Origin of the sequence: Nocardioides sp. Root151 (assembly GCF_001427925.1) — a bacterium.
GTDB lineage: Bacteria > Actinomycetota > Actinomycetes > Propionibacteriales > Nocardioidaceae > Nocardioides.
Map to the genome: position 1 here is coordinate 347,820 of NZ_LMGG01000004.1, position 20,345 is coordinate 368,164.

Annotated in this window: 16 protein-coding genes; 11 read left to right on the top strand and 5 right to left on the bottom strand. The window is 69.3% G+C overall.

Annotation, left to right across the window (positions count from 1 at the left end):
* Positions 1 to 44: 44 nt before the first annotated feature.
* The 5 genes from ASD66_RS10175 to ASD66_RS10190 are packed head-to-tail and all read left to right on the top strand — an operon-like array spanning position 45 to position 8,130.
* On the top strand, positions 45 to 4,115 hold the full coding sequence (locus ASD66_RS10175) for an alpha-(1->3)-arabinofuranosyltransferase domain-containing protein (RefSeq protein WP_056890862.1): 4,071 nt from the start codon (positions 45 to 47) through the stop codon (positions 4,113 to 4,115).
* Positions 4,105 to 5,871 (top strand): hypothetical protein, encoded by a 1,767-nt coding sequence (locus tag ASD66_RS10180; RefSeq protein WP_056890863.1) that lies wholly within the window; start codon positions 4,105 to 4,107, stop codon positions 5,869 to 5,871. Before ASD66_RS10175 ends, ASD66_RS10180 begins: the two co-directional genes overlap by 11 nt.
* A complete protein-coding gene (locus tag ASD66_RS25520; protein WP_268788275.1) occupies positions 5,868 to 5,999 on the top strand; it encodes a hypothetical protein in 132 nt (43 codons plus the stop codon). The genes ASD66_RS10180 and ASD66_RS25520 overlap by 4 nt, the downstream gene beginning before the upstream one ends.
* 54 nt (positions 6,000 to 6,053) lie before the next feature.
* Positions 6,054 to 6,869: a glycosyltransferase gene (locus tag ASD66_RS10185; protein WP_056890864.1), complete on the top strand. Its 816-nt coding sequence runs from the start codon at positions 6,054 to 6,056 to the stop codon at positions 6,867 to 6,869.
* Between the two features lies 1 nt (position 6,870).
* On the top strand, positions 6,871 to 8,130 hold the full coding sequence (locus tag ASD66_RS10190) for a glycosyltransferase family 4 protein (RefSeq protein WP_056890865.1): 1,260 nt from the start codon (positions 6,871 to 6,873) through the stop codon (positions 8,128 to 8,130).
* Here ASD66_RS10190 and ASD66_RS10195 read toward each other — a convergent pair.
* Positions 8,060 to 8,854: a methyltransferase domain-containing protein gene (locus ASD66_RS10195; protein WP_156388626.1), complete on the bottom strand. Its 795-nt coding sequence runs from the start codon at positions 8,852 to 8,854 to the stop codon at positions 8,060 to 8,062. The genes ASD66_RS10190 and ASD66_RS10195 overlap by 71 nt on opposite strands.
* A gap of 152 nt (positions 8,855 to 9,006) precedes the next feature.
* Between ASD66_RS10195 and ASD66_RS10200 the strand changes: the two genes are divergently transcribed.
* Positions 9,007 to 9,924, top strand: coding sequence for a DUF3068 domain-containing protein (locus tag ASD66_RS10200; RefSeq protein ID WP_056890867.1), 918 nt, complete (start codon positions 9,007 to 9,009; stop codon positions 9,922 to 9,924).
* A gap of 75 nt (positions 9,925 to 9,999) precedes the next feature.
* On the opposite strand, the gene ASD66_RS10205 is transcribed toward ASD66_RS10200, so the two are convergent.
* Positions 10,000 to 10,728 (bottom strand): class I SAM-dependent methyltransferase, encoded by a 729-nt coding sequence (locus ASD66_RS10205; protein WP_056890868.1) that lies wholly within the window; start codon positions 10,726 to 10,728, stop codon positions 10,000 to 10,002.
* A gap of 154 nt (positions 10,729 to 10,882) precedes the next feature.
* Here ASD66_RS10205 and ASD66_RS10210 point away from each other — a divergent pair, with 154 nt between their 5' ends.
* From ASD66_RS10210 to ASD66_RS10220, 3 genes are read left to right on the top strand one after another with little or no spacing between them, the layout of a single operon-like run.
* Positions 10,883 to 11,860: an AAA family ATPase gene (locus ASD66_RS10210; protein WP_082599521.1), complete on the top strand. Its 978-nt coding sequence runs from the start codon at positions 10,883 to 10,885 to the stop codon at positions 11,858 to 11,860.
* A 9-nt stretch (positions 11,861 to 11,869) separates the two neighbouring features.
* Positions 11,870 to 13,072: a DUF58 domain-containing protein gene (locus ASD66_RS10215; protein WP_156388627.1), complete on the top strand. Its 1,203-nt coding sequence runs from the start codon at positions 11,870 to 11,872 to the stop codon at positions 13,070 to 13,072.
* Positions 13,069 to 15,312 (top strand): DUF3488 and transglutaminase-like domain-containing protein, encoded by a 2,244-nt coding sequence (locus tag ASD66_RS10220; RefSeq protein WP_156388628.1) that lies wholly within the window; start codon positions 13,069 to 13,071, stop codon positions 15,310 to 15,312. The genes ASD66_RS10215 and ASD66_RS10220 overlap by 4 nt, the downstream gene beginning before the upstream one ends.
* Here the strand turns inward: ASD66_RS10220 and ASD66_RS10225 are convergent.
* The gene (locus ASD66_RS10225; protein ID WP_156388629.1) at positions 15,307 to 16,338 is read right to left on the bottom strand and encodes a hypothetical protein; all 1,032 of its coding nucleotides are present in this window, start codon (positions 16,336 to 16,338) and stop codon (positions 15,307 to 15,309) included. The two genes, ASD66_RS10220 and ASD66_RS10225, sit on opposite strands and share 6 nt — an antisense overlap.
* Positions 16,339 to 16,368: 30 nt before the next feature.
* On the opposite strand from ASD66_RS10225, the gene ASD66_RS10230 reads away from it, so the two are divergent.
* Together ASD66_RS10230 and ASD66_RS10235 are read left to right on the top strand one after the other, a co-directional pair.
* The gene (locus tag ASD66_RS10230) at positions 16,369 to 17,211 is read left to right on the top strand and encodes a hypothetical protein (RefSeq protein ID WP_156388630.1); all 843 of its coding nucleotides are present in this window, start codon (positions 16,369 to 16,371) and stop codon (positions 17,209 to 17,211) included.
* A gap of 10 nt (positions 17,212 to 17,221) precedes the next feature.
* Positions 17,222 to 18,052, top strand: coding sequence for a class I SAM-dependent methyltransferase (locus tag ASD66_RS10235; protein WP_156388631.1), 831 nt, complete (start codon positions 17,222 to 17,224; stop codon positions 18,050 to 18,052).
* 6 nt (positions 18,053 to 18,058) lie between these two features.
* On the opposite strand, the gene ASD66_RS10240 is transcribed toward ASD66_RS10235, so the two are convergent.
* Both ASD66_RS10240 and ASD66_RS25525 read right to left on the bottom strand, forming a co-directional pair.
* Positions 18,059 to 18,859, bottom strand: coding sequence for a class I SAM-dependent methyltransferase (locus ASD66_RS10240; RefSeq protein WP_056890874.1), 801 nt, complete (start codon positions 18,857 to 18,859; stop codon positions 18,059 to 18,061).
* 67 nt (positions 18,860 to 18,926) lie between these two features.
* A partial coding sequence (locus tag ASD66_RS25525) for a binary toxin-like calcium binding domain-containing protein (protein WP_200949992.1) occupies positions 18,927 to 20,345 on the bottom strand: 1,419 nt, incomplete at its 5' end.

The window sequence follows — 20,345 nt, forward strand, 5'->3', positions numbered from 1 at the left end:
TTCGTGTCGGGAGGTGCCCCGCCATCGGATACCGTCGTGCCGCCATGAGATTCCGCCCCCTGCACCCCACCACCTGGGCATCGCTGGCGGTGTACCTGATGTTGCTCGGCGCGGGGATGCTCGAGCAGTTCGGCAAGATCACCAACGACACCAAGACGCCGTTGATCGAGGCGCCGGGGAAGTTCCTGGCCGGGGCGACCACCCTGTGGAACCCCCAGATGACCATGGGGGAGCTGCAGAACCAGGCCTACGGCTACCTCTTCCCGCAGGGTCCGTTCTTCCTCGTCTTCGACCTCGCCGGTGTCCCGCCATGGATCACCGAGCGGCTGTGGTCGCTGCTGATCATCGTGGCGGCCGCCGAGGGAGCCCGTCGGGTCGCTCGCGCGATCGGGTTCGACCATTGGCCGGCGTGGATCGCAGGCATGGCCTTCGCGCTCAACGCCCGGTTGCTCGGGCAGGTGGCCACCCGCAGCGCGGAGATGCTCCCCACGGCGATGCTCCCGTGGATGCTGCTTCCGGTGATCCTGGCCGTGACCGGACGACTCGACCACCGCAAGGCCGCCCTGTTCTCCGTGGTGGCGTTCATGTTCGTGGGCTCGGTCAACGCCACCGCGACGGCCGCCGGGCTTCCCCTGATCCTGATCGCGTTGGTCTTCGGGGTGCGCGCCGGCCGGATCCCGCTGTCCACGATCTGGTGGTGGTTGGGCCTGTTGGTCACCACGAGCTGGTGGTGGGCCTCGTCCCTGCTCAGCCTGAACGCCTACTCGCCGCCGTTCTTCGACTACGTCGAGGACGCCCGTACCACCACGACCACCACGGGCTACGAACCGGCTCTTCGCGGTGCGGACAACTGGGTCGGCTACCTCTACCAGGGGGACAAGCCCAACTGGCCCGCCGGTTACGAGTACGCCTTCGACCCCTTCCTGGTGCTGGTCTCCGGCCTGCTCGCTGCGGTCGGCGTGATCGGCCTGGTCCGATTGCGCAGCGCGTGGCGCACACCCCTGTTGATCTCCCTCGGGCTGGGCATGTTCTGCCTGACCGTCGCGCACGGGTCGTCGTACGAGAGCCCGCTGCGACCATTCATGATCGACCAGCTCGACGGGGCGCTGGCGCTGCTGCGCAACGTCAGCAAGGCCGACCCGTTGGTCCGCTTGCCGATCGCCCTCGGAATCGGCGCCTTCGTCGGTGAGCTGCTGGCCCACCGCAAGGCGGCGCGCATGACCGCCCGTGCATCCCGTGGACTGGTGTCGCCGCGGGCGTCGTACGCCGGGGTGCTGGTGCTCGGCGCACTGGTCCTGTCCATGGTGCAGCCGGCGCTGGCCCTGAACCTGCGTACGCCGGGATGGACCGAGACGCCTCGCTACTGGCACCAGACCGCCGACTTCCTGGAGAAGGAGAAGGGGGACGGGCGGGCGTGGGTGATCCCCGGTGCCGGCTTCGGCGTTCAGACGTGGGGCTGGACCCAGGACGAGCCCATGCAGTCGGTGGCGACTACGCCCTGGGTGACCCGGTCGCAGGTCCCGCTCGCCCTGCCGCAGACGATCCGTGTGCTGAGCCGCCTGGAGGAGCTGATCGAGGGCGGCACGGGCTCGCCCTACCTCGGCACGATGCTCAGCAGGCTGGGCATCGACCACGTCGTCGTCCGCCACGACCTCGACACGGGCGTAGCCGAGACCACGTCGTCGAGCCTGGTGGCCATCGCTCTGGCCCGGTCGCGCGGCGTCGAGAGGGTGGCCCAGTTCGGCTCCCTCGACTACGGGCCGGCCATCGAGATCTACCGGGTGACCACGCCCACCGCGGACGAGACGTCGCTGGTAGCGGAACGGAACGTGGTGACGGTGGCGGGCGCGAGTCCCGACGCGATCAGCGCGGTCGGGGCCGGGCTGGTGAGGGACGGCGAGGTCGCGATCATCCAGGGCGACAACGGGTGGCACGCACCTGCCGACGTGGTCGGCGACGACTACCGCCTGAGGGAACGCAATTTCGGTCGGGTACACGATGCGGAGGGAGCCGTGCAGGCCCCGGGCGAACCCCAGCGCGTCGACCGCCGGGTGACCAACTATCCGGCCAACGAGAAGTCGCGACCGGTGGTGGCGAGGTACGAAGGGTTGAAGTACGTCGACGCGTCGTCCTCGCAGGCCTGGGGCGTCGACCTCGGCCGAGCGCTTCCCGAGAACGCTCCGTACGCCGCGGTCGACGGTGACCCGGACACTGCGTGGCGCTCGGGAACTTTCAGCGACCCGCGGGACCAGTGGATCGACGTCCACTACGAGCGACCGCAGGTGCTCGGGCGCATCGAGCTCACGTCCCCGGTCAACGACGGGCGCGGGGTCGAGGTCTTGCGTTGGAGGATCAGCGCGGGCACGAAGTCGATCACCGTCGACGCCGACCCCTTCACGGGTGTGGCCAAGGGTGACCTCGGTGGCGTGCGCAGCGACCGGCTCCGCATCCAGGTGGCCAAGGTTGCCGGCGATGCCCGACAGGGTTTCGTCTCGATCCGTGAGGTCGACGCGACCGGGCTTCCTGCCGGACGAACGTTCGTCGTTCCTGATGCAGTGCAGGCCCCCGACGTCGACTACCTGTTCAGCGCCCGGTCCGAGACTCGGTCCTGCATCACCACGTTGCTGGCACCCGACTGCAACCCCGATCGTTTCCGCCGGTCCGACGAGACTCCGGGCATCGACCGGACCTTCACCGTCCCGGCTGACGGGACCTGGTCGCTCACCGGGGTGGCTTCGGCGAGACCGAGCCCAGCCACCGTGTCACTCCTGGATGCCTGGTACCTCCCGGCCACCATCCGGGCCAGCTCCACGCTCGACTCCGACCCCACCGTGTCCGCGCGGTTCGCCTACGACACCGCCGGTACGACGAGCTGGATGGCCGACCCGCGCGACAAGTCGCCGACGTTGACCTTCCGTTGGAAGAAGCCGCAGACCATCCGACGCATCTCGATCGCGCCGCCCTCGGGCCCGGCGATCGCGCCCACCCAAGCCGTGCTGACCGCCGGGCGTGAGAAGCGCGTGGTCGACCTGTCCGAGTTCGGCTACTTCGAGCCGCTGCAGACCAGCGAGCTCACCGTCACGTTCACCAACCCAGGGCGCGGTGGGTCGCCCATCGGTCTCTCCGAGATCTCGCTCGACCCGGCCAAGGTGGGCGTGCCCTATCGCGGGTCCGACGAGACCGGTGCGATCTGCGGGTACGGACCGCAGGTCGTTGTCGACGGGGTCGTGCACAACACCAAGGTCAACGGCCGGATGGGGGATGTCTCGTCGTCGGGCCCGCTCGGCATCGCCTTGTGTGGCAAGGACATCAAGCTCGCGGCCGGAGAGCACCGGATCCAGGTCAACTCGACATCGCAGTTCCAACCGGTGCTGCTCCGCATGATCGGCGGGAAGGAACCCAGCGACCCGAAGCCGTCGACGCGCACGATGAAGCTGACCGAGAACGAGGACACCCATCAGACGGCGGAGGTCGGCTCGGGCGAGGCCTCGATCCTGGTGACCACCCGGAACTTCAACCCCGGCTGGAAGGCCACCCTCGACGGCCGCGAGCTCGACGTCCAGATGGTCGACGGCTGGGCCCAGGGCTGGCGCATCCCCGAAGGCGAGGGGGGCCGCGTCGAGATCACCTACACCCCGGAGCGGGCCTATGTGATCGTGCTCTTCGGTGGACTGGCCTTCTCGGCGCTCGTGTTGCTGCTCGCACTCGTCCTCGCGTTCCGGACCAGGTTGCGGCCCTTGCGCCCGCTCTCCGCCCCGGTCGCCGCCGAAGACGACGAGTCCACTGGCACGGGTCGGTTCGGCTGGCTGGCAGTCGCGCATGCGTCCAGGCCGGGACGGTTGGCGGCGGGAGTCGGTGCGGTCGCAATCGCCTGGGTGCTCGGCGGGCTTCCCGCGCTGGCCGCGGCGATTGTCGTCGGGGCTGCAGTCGTCGTACGCCGCGGACGCTGGCTGGTTCCCCTTGCTGGACTGGTGATGGTGGCTGGGGCCGTCGTGGCCGCTTGGCAGTTGCGAGACGGTCCGCAGATGGTGCGTGAGGCGTCGAACCTGGTCACCGGATTCGGATTCGTGATGGCCATGGGTGCCGCGCTGCCCGGGATTCGCGATGACGCCTGAGGAGAAGCGCCCGGCGCGATCCCGCCTGGTCGACACGCTCGGTGCGGCGGTGGTGATCGTCGCCATGCTCGGCCCCGTGGTGTTCCGGCGCGGCTACGCACTGCGCGCAGACATGGTCTTCACGCCCGACCAGCCGTGGAAGGATGCGTGGCTCGGCCTGGACGGGGCGGTTCCGCGGTTCGTGCCGGGGGACGCGATCGTCTGGCTGCTCAACCAGCTGGCGCCGGGGGACCTCGTCCAGAAGGCGCTGCTGGTGGGCGCGTTGCTGGCCGGCGCACTGGGCATCGCGCGTCTGGTGGGCAACCTGTCGGGGGTGGCGAGGTTCGCGGCGATGCTGGTCTACCTCTGGAACCCATGGGTCTTCGAAAGGCTCTCCATCGGGCAGTGGCCCATGGTCATCGGCTACCTGCTGCTCCCGTGGCTCGTGCTCGCCTCCCTGCGACTGACCGAGGGTGCACCAACCCGCCGTGACGGTGCGGTCTTCGTCGTGCTCATGGGGCTGTCCGCAGCCTGTGCGCCCGCTGCTGGCCTGCTGGCCTGTGCGATCAGTGGCGTGGTCCTGGTCGTCGGGCGCGTGCGCCGCGTGGTGATCCTCGGGTGGGCAGCCACCGGCATCCTGGTCAACCTTCCCTGGATCGTGCCGTCCCTCGTGGCCACCGAGTCCCTCACCGCCACCGACGGACAGTTCTCGGCCTTCGCCGCGACGGGGGAGTCGCCCCTCGGCACGCTGGCCAGCGTCCTCTCCTTGGGAGGCATCTGGAAGACGTCGATCGTCCCCCAGGAGCGCACGGTCCCGGTGATCGTGCTGCTCTCCTTGGCGCTCACCCTGACCGCGGTGTGGTCGACCTGGCGCAGCCGTCTCACCACGCCGGTCCTGGTGCGCTCGCTCCTGCTCGTCGGTACGGCGGCAGTGCTCGTCGCCGCTCTCCCGTCCTTCGCGCCGGTGGCCGACGCACTCGACGGCGCCGGTGTGCACCTGCCGCCGTTGGGTCTGTTGCGGGACTCGCAGCGCTACCTGGGCCCCGCGGCGCTGGTGATCGCCTTCGGGCTCGCCCATGCCGTGGACGCCCTGCGCACGCGCGCCGTGCCGGGCCGTGAGGCCTTCGTGATCGCGGCCGGTGCGTTGGCGCTGGTTCCGGTGGCGACCCTGCCGAGCATGGCGTGGGGACTCTCGGGAGACCTCGAGCCGGTGGCCTATCCGCAGGACTGGACGGAGGTGGCCAACGACTGGCCGGCCGCCGACGCTTCGGGCGGCGCGGTCGTCGTACTGCCCTGGCACGGTGGCTATCGCGGCTTCGAGTGGAACGGCCTGCGCGCGATGCTCGACCCGGCACCGCGATTCTTCCCCGGAGACGTGCTGATCGACGACCGCCACTACCTCGGGTCCGGGGTGCTCGACAGTGAGGACGACCGGCTCGCCTCGGTTGCCACGGCACTCGAATCCCCAGACCCTGCAGGCGAACTGCGGGCACTCGGCGTGCGCTGGGTGTTGGTGGAGAAGCACAACGGGCGTCCGGAGGTCCCGCGCGGTGAGGTCGTCCACGACGGCGAGTGGCTTCGACTGGTCGACCTCGGCGCCCTGCGTGCTGGTGAGCATCACCGCCGGGTGGACGGTCCGGGGCCGGTTCGTCGAACCGTGGTGATCGCCGCCCTCGTGCTCGCCTCGGCGATCTGGCTTGCCGCGATCTGCGTGATTCTCGGATCCGGCATGTATCGTGTCCGCCACAAGAGGGAATTGGTTCGGGAGGAACTGTGAACATCATCATCTCTGCACTTGTCGGTGCAGGTCTTGCTGCGGCATCCATCGTGGGTGGCGTCAGCGCATACAACTCCGGCTCGGAGCCGGTTCCGCAGAGCCAGTTGTTCAACTACGCCAACGCCTGAACCCTCCGCTGAGCCCAGCTCAGTGCATGTACGAGGGGGAGGGACCGTCGGCTCATGCAACTGATCATTCCGGCCTACAACGAAGAGGCCAGGCTCCCCGGAACCATCGCCGCACTGCGCGCCCACACACTGGGTGCACGGGAATCGGTGTCTCCGGTGGAAGTCATCGTTGTGGACAACGCCAGCAGTGACGACACTGCCGGCGTTGCCCGCCGACTCGACTCACCCGCCATGCGGGTGCGGGTCATCCACTGCGACATCCGAGGCAAGGGTGCCGCCGTGCGCGCCGGCATGCAGGCCACCACGGCCAGCGTCGTCGGCTTCATGGACGCCGACTGCGCCACCGACCTGGCTGCCCTCGAGGCAGCCATGCGCCACCTCGACGCCGGCGCTGACGTCGCCATCGGGTCCCGCGCGGTCGAGGGCTCCGAGACCATGCAACGGCACAGCCAGGTCCGATCCCACGGGGCGGCGCTCTATCGCCGTCTGACCAACAAGATCGCCCCGGGCATCGCCGACACCCAGTGCGGCTTCAAGCTCATGCGGGGCGACGTGGCCCGCTCGGCGTTCGAGAGCCTGCGCACCAAGGGGTTCTCGTTCGACGTGGAGCTGTTGGCCAGGTTGCAGGATGCCGGTGCGCGCATCGTCGAGTTCCCGGTGACGTGGATCGACATGCCCGGATCCACGTTCGTGCCTGCCCGACACGGCGTCATGTCGTTCGTCGAGCTGGCCCGAATCGCGGGCTACGTCCGCCCGCTCGACCGTCGCTTCGGCCGTGTGGTGACACTCGAGAAGGCCCCGCAGATCTTTGCCCCGTCCGCTTCCGTACTCTCAACGGGTGCTGCCCTTCCGACGATCACCGAGGCGTGACTTGCCGGAGCGTGTCTCGTCGGCGGCGCGGGGTGCATCCGATGACCCGCACGCCCAGCAGCTTCGTGGGCTGCGCGCCACGGTCATCAACTGGCGCGACCTCGGCCACGGGCTTGCGGGTGGATCCGAGCGCTACGCCTGGGAGTTCGCGCGCGGGCTGGATGAGGGCGGCGCGCGCGTCGAGTTCCTGACAGCGCGCGACAGCCACCAAGCTGCGCGCGAGACGATCGACGGCATATCGGTGCGCCGCGGTGGGGGGCAGTTCACGTTCTATGCGTTGGTCTGGTTGCGCCTGATTCTGCAACGCCTCCGCGGTCGTTCCCCGGACATCGTCTTCGACGCAGAGAACGGCATCCCCGTGTTCTCACCTCTCCTTCTGCCGCGTCGTACGGCGGTCGTGCTGGTCATGCACCACGTGCACCAGGAGCAGTTCCTGACCTACTTCCCGCGACCGCTGGCCCACCTCGGTCGTTGGCTCGAGCGGTGGTTGATGCCGCGCGTCTACCGGAACGTCAAGACCGTCGCCGTCTCCGACTCGACGGTCCGCGAGATGCGCGTGCAGCTGGACTGGAGCAGGGATGTGGAGATCCTGGCGAACGGTGCCGACATGCCGTCGTTCGAGCAACCGGCCGAGATCCACGACCGCAGCGAACCGGGCCGCATCACCGTGCTCGGCCGGTTGGCCACGCACAAGCGCATCGACCTCGTCATCCGTGCCGTCGCGCAGGTGCGCGACCGGAACCCGCAGCTGCGCGAGGTGCTGCGCCTCGACGTCGTCGGCAAGGGCCCGGTGCTCGATCAGCTGACGGCAGTCGTCGATGAGCTGGGCCTGCAGGGCGTGGTGGCCCTGCACGGTTACCTCGACGAGCAGACGAAGCGCGACGTCATCGCGAAGTCGCGCCTGCACGTGTGTGCCTCTGACGCAGAGGGCTGGGGCCAGGTGGTGATCGAGGCCGCGGGACTGGGCGTCCCGACGCTGTCGCGTGACGTGGCCGGCCTTCGCGACTCCGTGCGCGACGGCGTCACTGGGTGGCTCGTCGAGAACCCGGTGGCGGTGCCGACGACTTCCGCACAGGCGAAGGCCCTGGTCGACGTCCTGGCCGAGGGTGTCGTCGCGGCCCTTGCCGAGCTGGACGACCCTCGCCGGCGAGAGACCATGGGAGCCGCAGCCAGGCAGTGGGCCCGGGGCTTCACCTGGGCCGGAATGCGCTCCCGGGCCCGCCAGATCGTGGTGGATGACCTGGCCCACCGTCGCGGCTGAGTACGACGAACGCGCGGTGCGCGTCCGGTCCGGGTTCGTCGAACAGCTCGGGCCGGTGTCGCTTCGCGAACCACATGTGCGCGGTCCTGGCCAGGGCCCGTGGATCCTTGCCGTGCCGGGCCCGCATGGCGTCAACCAGGACCTCGTCCCACATCGCCCGACCTCGTGACCACCTGACCTCGACGTGCCCGCCGGGGTCGAGCGCACGCAGCTGGGCGGCGACCTGCTCGGTGTCGGGCAACCCGAGCTCCACGTGTTCGTCCAGGAAGTCGAGGCTCACGCCGTAGTCGCGCTTGATCGTGTCGCGCATGCGCCGTTCGGCCTGCATGGCCGCCGGCGAGCCATGGGGGAAGCACAGGACCAGGCGGTCCCGAGCCACCCTGACCAGCTCTGCGAGGTGCGCGTGGCGCTCCTCAGACGGTAGGTGCTCGAGCACGTCGCAGGACGTGACGACGCCGAACGCCCTGTCAGGGAAGGGAAGTGGCTCACCCCGCGAGGTGAGTACGTCGGCCGGCTCCTCGACGTTCACGGTGACCACGGGAACCCTGGTCAGGGCCTGCATCTGGCGACCGCGCCCACCGACGTCGGCGATCCGATCGGTGGCCCCGGCCAGGTCGAGGACGGTGGTGATGCGGATCCACTGATCCGGCTGCCAGGCCACGCGCGGCAGCTCCGGTCGTCGGCCGATCCTGTGGGGGAAGGGCGACGTCGAGGAATGGGGCACGTCGGCGAGTCTACGGAGTGTCGAGGATCACCCCTACGCAGGTTACTTGCTGTTAATGTTCTCCAGACTCGCGGCTTTGGGAGACGCGGGCACTGCTTGAAACAATTCTTGAGGGAGTCACACACATGCGTCGATTTGCTGGACCCATTCTGGTGGGGATCGGAGCATTCCTGCTCCTCGGAGCCCTTCTGGTGAAGTTCTACGCCTATCCCAAGCTCGCGATTGCGCCGATCGACCAGAACAGCACCACAGCCCTTGAGGCGAAGGACGCCACGATCTTCGACATCGGGACCCTCAAGGAGATCCAGACAGACCTCTCGATCAAGGCCACCACACGTGGTGACGAGAAGGCCACCGAGGACGCTGGCGGGGACACCCGGGTGTGGGCCGGCACCACCACGATCCGCAAGGACGACGGCTCGATCGTGAGCCAGAGCGCCGAGAAGGTCGCCTTCGACGGAGTGAGCGCCGAAGCGAAGAACTGCTGTGGCGCCTTCGACGAGTCGACTGCGGGCGAGCGCGAGACGGTCAAGCGCTCCGGGCTGGTCTTCAAGTTCCCGTTCGACACCGAGAAGAAGACCTACAAGGTCTGGGACGACTCAACCCAGACGGCCGTCGACGCGAAGTTCGTCAAGGAGCACGAGATCAAGGGCCTGAAGGTCTACCAGTTCAAGCAGGAGGTGCCGCGCACGATGACCGGCACCCGCGACGTGCCCGGTGACGTCGTCGGCGAGACCGGCGCCACCGTCACCGCCGACGAGTACTACCAGAACACCCGAACCTTCGAGATCGAGCCCGTCACCGGTGCGGTCGTGAACCGCATCGAGGAGCAACTGGTCACCCTGGCCATCGACGGCGAGGACCGCGCGACCCTCACCGACGCGACCGTGCAGTACACCGACAAGCAGGTCAAGGAAGGGGTCGACGACTACAGCTCGAAGGCGACGCTGTTGAGCGGTGTGCATGGCCTTTACCCCTTGCTGATGGCGATCCTCGGCCTGCTCGCGGTCGGTGCCGGGGTCCTGCTCCACACCCGTGGTGCGGCCGGCAGTCGCAAGGTCGAGGACTGACGCACCAGGTCCCACCCAGCACGAGCACGAGGGGCTCCCGCCATCAGGCGGGAGCCCCTCGTCGTGCATCAGCGGTCAGTCGCGACGAGGGGCGGCACCGGGCTTGAAGGCACGCAGGACCAGGGAGATACCGCGATGGCGGTGCACGCCCAAGCGCGCCTCGATCGCCAGCACAGCCTTGAGGCCGAGATTCACGACCGGGTTGACCTCGTCCATCTCGGAGGTCGCCGACTCGGCGCGTGCGGGTCGGCTGCGTCGCGCCAGCGCGACGGGTCGGAGCAGGACGTTCCAGGAACGCAGCGAGTGGATCTCGAAGCCGGCGCCCGCGACGACCGCGGAGAGGGTCTCGCGTTCGTAGCGGCGCAGGTGGCCCAGGGCCACGTCGTGCCCGCTCCACAGGTCCATCCCGGAAGGTACGGCGACCAGGAGGCGGCCGCCCGGACGGAGCACGCGGAAGGCCTCGGCGGCAACGGCCGAGTCGTCGTCGATGTGCTCCCAGGCATCGGTCGAGATCACGAGGTCGAAGGACTCGTCGGGAAAGGGCAGGGCACGCGCGTCTCCCCGGACCACCTTGAGGGCACGTGACGCGCTCAGACTGGCCGCGGCGGGCGAGTACTCCAGCCCGATCGCGTCCCAGCCCAGATCGCGCAACACCGCGGTGTTGCCGCCCGAACCGGCGCCGACGTCCAACGCTCGACCCGGTGTGACGCCGTGCATCAGTCGCCGCAGCATGGCTCGACGGCTGGCATACCACCAGTGCCGTTGTTCCAACGCCGCGGACTTGCGGATCTCTTCCTCGTCCACGTGGCCTCCCTCAGTCCACCGGTGAGGCTAGTGGACATCGCCGGACGTGCGTCGTCTGGCCCGACGAAAAGCCCGGCGACGACCGCTGGGCGCAGGAGTGTTCGGCAGCACTGTCGGCGCCGCACCGCCTACGATGCACGGCATGACCTCCGACCTGTCGCTGAGCCATGCGGACGCCACCTGGTTCGCCGAGCAGGTGGAGTCGATGACCGCCAACATCGAGAAGGCCGTGCTCGGCAAGCGCCACGTCGTCCGTCTCGCGCTGACCTGCATGATCTCCGGCGGGCACCTCCTGCTGGAGGACTTTCCGGGCACGGGCAAGACGATGTTGGCGCGGGCCCTGGCCAACACCATCGAGAGCAGCCACGCACGCATCCAGTTCACCCCCGACCTGTTGCCCTCCGACGTCACGGGTGTGACGGTCTACGACCAGCATCGCGGCACCTTCGAGTTCCACCGCGGCCCGATCTTCCACCACCTGGTCCTGGCCGACGAGATCAACCGTGCGTCGCCGAAGACCCAGTCGGCGCTCCTTGAGGTGATGGAGGAGGGGCACGTCACCGTCGACGGTGTCACGCACGCCGTTCCCATCCCCTTCATGGTGATCGCCACCCAGAACCCCATTGAGCAGGCTGGCACCTATCGACTGCCCGAAGCCCAGCTCGACCGCTTCTTGATGAAGACCTCCGTGGGCTACCCGGACGCCGCCTCGACCGAGGAGCTCTTGATGGACTCGGCGGTCCGTGACCGTGCCTCGTTGATTCGCCCGGTCACCACCGGAGCCACCATCAGCCGCCTCGCCGAGCTGGCCGACACCGTGTACGTCGACCGTGCTGTCGTGCGCTACGTGCGCGAGATCGCGGAGGCCTCACGCGACGCCGAGCACGTCAAGCTCGGACTCTCCGCGCGCGGCTGCCTCGCCTTCATCCGGGTCGCCAAGACCTGGGCGGCAGCAGCAGGCCGCGGCCACGTGATCCCGCATGACATCAAGCTCCTGGCCGAGCCTGTGCTGTGCCACCGGGTGTTGTTGGGCGCGGAGGCAGCGTTCTCCGGAATCAGCGTCGCGGAGGTCGTCGACGAGTTGATGGGCTCGGTGCGACCTCCCGAGGACCGTTCGTTCGTGTCGGCCTGAGCGCGCCCGGTGACTCCACGGGATCGCGCGGCCACGGTCACGAAGCCGGTGCTGGCGGCCTGGCGGCTGTTCACCCGCGAGGGACGGTCCGTGGCCGTGCTCGCCCTCGGCAGCCTGTGGCTGGGCCAGCACTACCACTGGAACGAGATGCGGGTCCTGGGCCTCGTGTGCCTGTTGGCCCTGGTCGTGGGCCTGGTCACCGTCCTGTGGCCGCGCCGGGCTCGAGCCGACCTCACCCTCCACCCGGCCAAGGTGGTGGTCGGCAACCCCGCGGGCGTGAAGCTGGAGCTCCGGGCCCGCTACCTGCCTCTGGCCCACCCGGTGATCGAGGTGCCACTCGGCCGACGGAGCACTGTCACCCGGCTGGGACTGGTGCCTCCCGGCAGATCGGCGTCGGAGGAGCTCGAGGTGCCCACCGATCGTCGTGGGGTGCATCGAGTCGGTCCGGTGACCCATCTCGCCGGCGACGTCCTCGGTCTCTTCCGCCGCAGACGGCTCTGCTCTGACCCGAAGGACCTGTTCGTCCGCCCGGTCACCGTCGCGCTCCCGACCTTGACACCGGGTGTGGTGGTCGACCTCGAGGGCGTCCCGTCCGACCAGCTCTCGGCGTCCGACCTGGCCTTCCACGCCCTGCGTGAGTACGTGCCCGGTGACGACCTGCGCCACGTGCACTGGCGCTCCTCAGCCAAGCAGTCCTCGTCAGGTTCGTCGTTGCTGGTCCGGCAGTACCAGGAGACCCGCCGGTCCGACGCGACGGTCATCGTCGACTCGGACGAGCGTTCCTACACGACCCGGGCAGACTTCGAGCTCGCCGTCTCGGTGGCCGCTTCGCTCGCGCTCCGGGCGGCGTACGACGACTTCGAGGTCGCGTTCGCGTGCGGGGACACCTACACGGTGACCACTCGTGGCGAGCAGCTTCTCGACACGTCGTGCCGCTTCGCTTCGCGCGCCGAGGAGCTGGACCTTCCGCACCGGGTCCTGAAGGTGGCGAATGCCGCGGGCGGAACCAGCTTTGTGGCCGTGGTGACCGGAGGCCGGCGAGATGCCGGCCCCGTGTCGACCGCGCTGGCGGCGTTCCCGGCGGATGCGCACCGGCTGGTCGTGATGGCGACAGCCGGGGCCGACTCAGGGATCCAGGCGCACGGCGGCCTGCTCGCCGCCGTGCTGGGAGACCTCAAGGACCTGCCGACGCTGCTGTGGAGGCTGCGGTGAACCCCGCGGCCGGGACACCGGCGAGCGCACTGACCCAGCTGCGGGACGTCGCCGTCGTTGCGCTGCTGCTGATCCTGGCCTTGCTGGGGCTCGATGACTCGTTCGCCACCAGGGAGTACCTCGTCGTGGGAGGCCTGGCCGGAGCCGCTGCGCTGGTCACCGCGGCCATGGTGGCCGGCAACGGCAAGGGCACCGAGGTGTTCCTGCTGGTGGCCCCGGTCGTCTACATCGTCGTCGGCACCATGGCTGCGATGCGGGGCGACCAGCCGATCGGCCTCCCGAGCCCGGATGCGATGGCGGGCCTGCTCGCCGGCACGATCACGGCACCCGGCGACTTCCTGACCACCATCCCACCGGTCGACGCCACCGGGGGAGTGATGGTGCTGCCGTTCGCGATCGGCTTCCTCTCCGCGGGTGCCGCCGGGTGGATGGCGCTGCGCACCCGCCGGGCCGTCGCGCCGGTGGCGCCGATGCTGATCGCCCTGGTCCTGAGCATCATGCTCGGCACTGCGGAGCCCGGTCGCCTGGAGTTCCGCAGCATCGTCTTCGCCGGCGTGGCGCTCTGGTGGATCTCTGTCCGGGCGACGCGCTCCGACGACATCGAGAACGGCAACCGAGGACAGCTCCTGCGAGCCCTGACCACCTCGCTGCTGGTCGGGGCGATTGCGGTCGGCCTGACCGCGCTGGGGCTGACGACTTCCGGCGACGGCAAGGGCGCGGACCTCGAGCCAGACCGCGCCGTGCTGCGGGGCCGCGTCGGGTCCGGAACGGACGTGAGCGGCGCCGACAACCCGCTCTCCGACTTCCGCCGCTACAACCCGCGTCCCGCCGTGCTTGGCAAGGACGTCTTCAACGACACGCTGCTCCGGATCAAGGGTCTGCGGCCGGGCACGCGGCTGCGTTTCGTCACCCTCGACGAGTACGACGGCAGCACGTGGTCGGCCGGTAACCGCACGGTGCCGGGCGCCGACGACGCGCTGTTCCAACGGATCGGGACCGAGATCGACCCCCAGCGACGCGGCAAGTCGGTGACCGTCAACGTCGAGGTGCTCAAGCCCTACGGCAGCAACTGGCTGCCGTTGGCCGGCGAGCTGACCTCGCTGTCCTTCGACTACTCCGACGGCCGGGCGCAACGCGAGGACGTGCGTTACAACCTCGCGACCGACGCCGCCTACGTCAGCGGTGGCGTCGGCGCCGGCGACGACTACACGTTCACCGCGGTCCTTCCGAAGGACGACCTGCGACCCAACGCACGTGGATTCCAGACCGACGGACAGCTGCAGCCCGACGGCCGGTTCCTCGACCTGTTCCTGTTCCCTTGGTTCAAGTCGAGCCTGACACCGATGGAGCGGGTCCGGTCGGTGGCCCGCTATCTCCACAAGAACGGCCGCTACTCCGACGGGGTGCTTCCCACGGAACGCCAGTACTCCGCGGGGCACGACGAGCAACGGCTGGGGTTCGACTTCGTGGCGTCCGACCAGATCGTCGGCAACGACGAGCAGTACGCCGCCGCGATGGCGCTGCTGGCCAACCGGTTGGCGGTGCCGGCGCGCGTCGTGGTCGGAGCGTTGGTGCCCAAGGGCGGCCGGGTCAAGGGCAAGGACGTGAAGGCGTGGGTCGAGGTGCGCGTGGCCGACGGCAGCTGGCGCACCCTGGAGACCTCGACTTTCATGTCGCGCAGGCCCCCGAAGCGCACCGATGCCGAGGTCGAGCGGCCGGCGGAGCACTTGGCCGAGGAGGGTGAGAGTGCCGACCTCGGCAAGCCCGGCGACCAGGCCAACGGGCAGCAACGGCGGGACTCGGGAGCCCCCGGCACCGGCACGAACGGTCGTGACCTGAGGAGCCGGTTGCCCCTTCTCCTGCCCCTGCTCGGACTGGTGCCGTGGCTGATTCCCTTCACCAAGTGGCTCCGTCGCCGACGTCGTCGGATGTCGGGGCGTGGTCACTGGTCGGCTCCGTGGGTCGGTGGCTGGCGGGAGGTCGTCGACACCGCCAGGGATCTCGGCGCCACGCTTCCGGTCGCCTCGACGCGGATGGAGCAGGCCGAGGCGCTGGGCCACGGTCGGTCGCTGGCGCTCGCCGCGGACGCGGTGATCTATGCCCGCGAACCCGATGAGGCATCCAGTGCCGAGGTCTTCTGGCGCGACGTGGACGCCCAGCGCAAGGCGATGCGGTCCCGGGCTGGACTCGTGCGCCGGGTGTGGGCGAGGTTCAATCCTGCCTCGCTGCGCCGGTCATGACGGCAGGCCGGCCACCACGTCGTCGAGCAGCGCCGCGAGGGACTCGGGCGTGTGCTGGTGGGCGCGTGCGCGGGCACTGAGGGTCGTAGTGCCACCGAGCTCCACGGCGCCGACCGACACACCCGACCCACCACCGGTCACGGGATGGAAGCTCAACGACGACACGAGGCCGCGGGGTGCAGTGACGGAGCCCAGGTGCGAGACCAGAAGGGTCGAGCCGAGTCGGCGTCCGAACAGTCGCAGGGCGACCTTCGTGGCGACCCGGATCAATACGCCCGTGCCGGACGGCACCGGTGCCGGCTGGAGCGGCGCCTCACGCACGAGCCGGGCGACCTCCTCGCGCGACCTGCCCTCCAGGTCGCGCAACCGGAGCAGGGCACTGTGGTCGCCCAGACCTGCCGACGCACCGTCCACTTGCGAGACACCGATCGCGATCGCCGTACGCCGGCGGCGGGCGCCGGCCCGGGTGTTGAACGCCCCGGTTGCGGCCACGGCGGCGTGGACGAGATCGGCAGGAACCACCGACCGTGGAACGCTGACCCGGGCGAAGACGTCGGGGGCCGTGCGGTCCTTCGACGCGTGGGTGCGGGCGCGCGCGATGCGTGCAGGCGGAGTGAACACGACCTCCCCCAGGCGCTGGAGCAAGGTCCTGAGCCCCGGAGCGACGACATCGCGGCCGGCCGTACCGCGGGCACTCGAACGGACGGTGCTGTCGGTGACGGACCCCAGGACGGTGAGCAGGGCGAGGCCGTCGAGGTAGTGGTGCTGCGCACTGATCACCAGGTGCCGGTCGCTGATGCCGACTGCGACGGCCACGGAGCTGCCTTGTGACATCCGGGAACGGAGGACGACCGGGTCGCTGCTGGACACGACCTCGGAGGTGGGGGAGCCCAGCGTCGTGTTCAGCGCATCGACCCGAGACTGCAGCACGGCGACGTCGGGAACCTGTTCGAGGTCGGCCTCCAGCAGGATCTGCCAGGCAACTGCGGGGTCCGCGACCCACGCGTCTCTCTCCACTCCCGGCACGGACGCAAGGTTAGACCCTAGACTCCAGCCATGTTTGCGATGAACGGTCTGGTGCGCACCGGCGCCAAGAGTTTCCTCCGTGCCTATGCGCGTTATCGCCCACCCGAGATCGATCGTCGACTGACCAGTCTCGGTGCTGTCGTCGGCCGCGCGGACCGGTCGCTGTTCGCGACTGCGGACCTCAGTCGTCATGAGCAACGCGTGTTCTCGCAGAACGGCGAGGACGGCGTGATCATCGAGATCTTCAACCGGATCGGTGTCACGAACCGCCATTTCGTCGAGTTCGGGATCCAGGACGGCACCGAGGGCAACGCCGTGCTGCTGGCCGACGTGTTCGGCTGGTCGGGCCTGTTCATCGAGGGCGACGAGGAGCTCAGCGGTCTGCTGCAGCGCAAGTACGCCGACACGGCGGTGACCTGCCTCTGCGCCATGGTGTCCGCGTCGAACGTCAACGACCTGTTCGCCTCGGCGGGCGTCCCCACCGAACCCGACCTGGTCTCCATCGACATAGACGGCAACGACGTCTACGTCTGGGATGCGCTGACCGAGTTCCGCCCACGGGTGGTCGTCATCGAGTACAACTCCGGCATCGACGAGCCCGGCCCGGTTGCCCAGCCGCACACGCCCGACCGCGGTTGGGACGGGACCGGTGCCTTCGGGGCGAACCTGGCCGCCCTCGACGTCGTCGCGGCACGGCGCGGATACCGCCTGGCCTACACCGACCTGAGCGGGGTCAACGCGTTCTACGTGCGCGAGGACTGCTGGGACGCGCTGCAGGTGGATCGGGTGCCGAGGCGCAGCCAGAACTACGGGTTGACGGGCATCCGACAGGCGCCGGCGGCTCCTGCCGGTGGCTGGCATCCCGTGAAGTAGCGTGACCGTCATGAATCTCCCCGACCGCATCCGGTCGTTCAAGGAACGGCGGATTGACGTGCCGGTCGCGCCCGACGGGCTCGTCCTCGACGTGGGGTCGGGTGACAAGCCGTCGTGGCGTGCTGACGTGCTCCTCGACGGCTATCCCGACGAGGAGTTCGGTGGGCAGCGGTCAGGGGCGAGCCATGTCCGCGTCACGCGGCCGCTGTTCGTCGCCGATGCCGCCGACATGCCCTTCGCGGACGGCGTCTTCGACCACGTGATCTGTTCGCACGTCCTCGAGCACGTGCCCGATCCGGCCGCGGTGATCGCCGAGATGGTGCGCGTAGCCCGCACCGGCTACATCGAGGTGCCCCTGGCTGCCAGTTCGAAGATCATCGACTTCCCGTCCCACTTGTGGTGGTGCCGGCTCGACGAGTCCACGTCGCCGGCGACGCTGGTCTTCGAGGCCAAGACCCAGCCCTGGTTCGACACCGAGATCCATGAGCACCTCGCGCGCACGGGGCTGGACCGCAAGATCGACGACTTCCTCAACGGTGACCACTTCCACCACCACATCATCCGGGTGCACTGGCGGGGTTCGGTGCCGTACCGGGTCGAGGGCACGCTCGATCCCGACTTCGTGAAGCAGCAGGTCCACGCGACACGTGAGCACGGCGGGCAGGCGACGTTGATGGCGCGCGCGCTGACCAAGGCGTTCGTGCCCCGAGGTCACCGGTCGCCCGAGATTCGGTACGACGACATCGTGAAGCCCGAGTTCCGGCGCGGCGACGACACGGTGCTCGAGAACCGCATCTACGAGGTCGAGGTCGATCACCCGGCGGGTCCGGGTCCTGCCTGAGCGGAGTCAGCCGGCAACTGCCACGAAGATCGCCGTACCGGGAGTGAGCAGGCCGCGGGTGCGGGACCATCCGCCCCAGGTGCGGTCGTGGTCGGCGGGCCACTCCGGCTCCTCGAACCGGATCAGGGCCATGCCCTCGGCAGCGAGCAGGGCGACCCAGTCGCCGATCGTGCGGTGGTGCTCGACGTAGTTGACCATGCCGGTCTCGTCGTCCACCTCGACGTACGGCGTGCGGTCCCAGTAGGACTGGTTGGCCACAAGGCCCTCTTCGCCCGGATCGTCCTGGAACATCCAGCGCGTCGGGTGGGTGACCGAGAAGACGAACCGGCCACCGGGGCGGAGGACGCGGGCGGTCTCCGCGACTGCGGCCGCACCGTCGGCGACGAACTGCAACGCGCCGAACGAACAGAAAACGACGTCGAAGGAGCGGTCGGCGAACGGGAGCTGGGTCGCGGTTCCGCAGACCTGCGGCACGGTCACACCGGTCTCGGCGTCGATCCGCCGCGAGTGCTGGAGCTGGCGCATCGAGAGGTCCAGGCCGACCGCGCGGCCGCCTTGGCTGTTGACCCAGCGCGAGCACTGCCCGGCGCCCGATCCCAGCTCCAGTACGTCGCGCCCGCGGACGTCGCCGAGCAGTTTGAGGTCGGCCTCGGACTGGCCCTCGGGTCCCCAGACGAAGCCGGCGTCACCGAGGAAGGAACCGTGCGTGGCCTGGTACTCGTCGGCGTACCGATCCCAGTCGCGACGGTTGGCGCGGCGGGAGTCGTCCTCGCCCACCGGAACCCTGAGGGCGCGCACGCTGTTCATGCAAGGACAGTAAATGACGAAGGGGCGCCGGGTTTCACCCGGCGCCCCTTCGGCCTCCCTCAGGAGATCAGCGTCCCAGCGGACGACCCGGCGACGACCGGACGTTGCTCGGGTCGCTGTGGGCTGCGATCTCGCGCCCGTCGGTGTTGCCGCCGCGGTCGGTGTCGTAGTTGACCGGGCTGGACTTGTGACTGTTGAACCGCTTGTTCCTCGAGCCCGTGCGCTCCGCGTTGTCCTGGACGCCGTCGGCGTCGGTGTCCTTCTTGCGCGGGTCGCTGCGGACCGTGCCGATCGTGTAGGTCCTGATCGGGCCCGTCTTCGACACGATCACCTTCTGCCTGATCACGTAGCCGCGGACCTCGAGGCCGTCCCTGATGCCGTCGGCGTCGGTGTCGACCCTGAGCGGGTTGGTCCTGACCACGCCGATCCGGCGGACGTTCTTGCGACCCAGCTGCACCTTCTGCGTCATGTTGATGCCGAGGACCTCCTGGCCGTCGGTCAGGGAGTCACGGTCGGTGTCCTTGACCTTCGGGTTGGTGCGAGTGGTCTTGACCTCGCGGCCGTCCAGCAAACGGTCGTTGTCGGTGTCGCTGTCGTTCGGGTTGGTCGTCGAGGTGACCTCGGCGCTGTCACTGAGCCCGTCGTTGTCGGTGTCGGCCTTCAGCGGGTTGGTCGCGGCGCCGTTGAACGGGTTGCCGTCACCGGTGACCTCGTCACCGTCCTTGATGGTGTCGCCGTCGGTGTCGGGATCGGCCGGGTCGGTGCCGTGGGTGGCTTCCTCGTCGTTGTCGAGACCGTCGAGGTCCGGGTCGTCGTCGCCGGGAGTGGAGACGGGCTCGGTGCCGGCGGCCACCTCGTCGCCGTCATTGGTGCCGCCGCCGTCGGTGTCGGCCTCGTTGGGGTCGGTCCCGTGGTCGTCGACCTCGGCGCCGTCCTGGAGCCCGTCGCCGTCGGTGTCGGGATTGGCCGGGTCGGTGCCCAGGTCGTCCTCGCGGCCGTCGGTCAGGCCGTCGTCGTCACTGTCGAGGAGGTCGTCGGAGCCGACCAAGGGGTCGGTGTCGTCAGTGTTGACCTCCTCGCCGTCGGTGCGACCACCGTCGTCCGTGTCGGGGTCCTTCGGGTCGGTGCCGTGGGTGTTGACTTCGGCGCCGTCCTGGAGCCCGTCGCCGTCGGTGTCCGGGTTCTGGGGGTCGGTGCCGTGGGTGGCTTCCTCACCGTTGGTGAGGCCGTCGCCGTCGGGGTCGGCGGTGAGGTCGTCGTCGCCGTTGAGTGGGTCGGTCTGGTCGGTGTTGACCTCGGTGCCGTCCTTGACTCCGCCGTCGTCGGTGTCCGCGTCGTGGGGGTCGGTGCTGTTGGTGTTCTCTTCGGCGTCGGTGAGGCCGTCGTTGTCGGTGTCGGCCTCGAGGGGGTTGGTCGGGGTGGCGTCGAAGTCGTTGCTGGTGCCGTTCACCTCGGCGCCGTCCTGCAGGGTGTCGCCGTCAGTGTC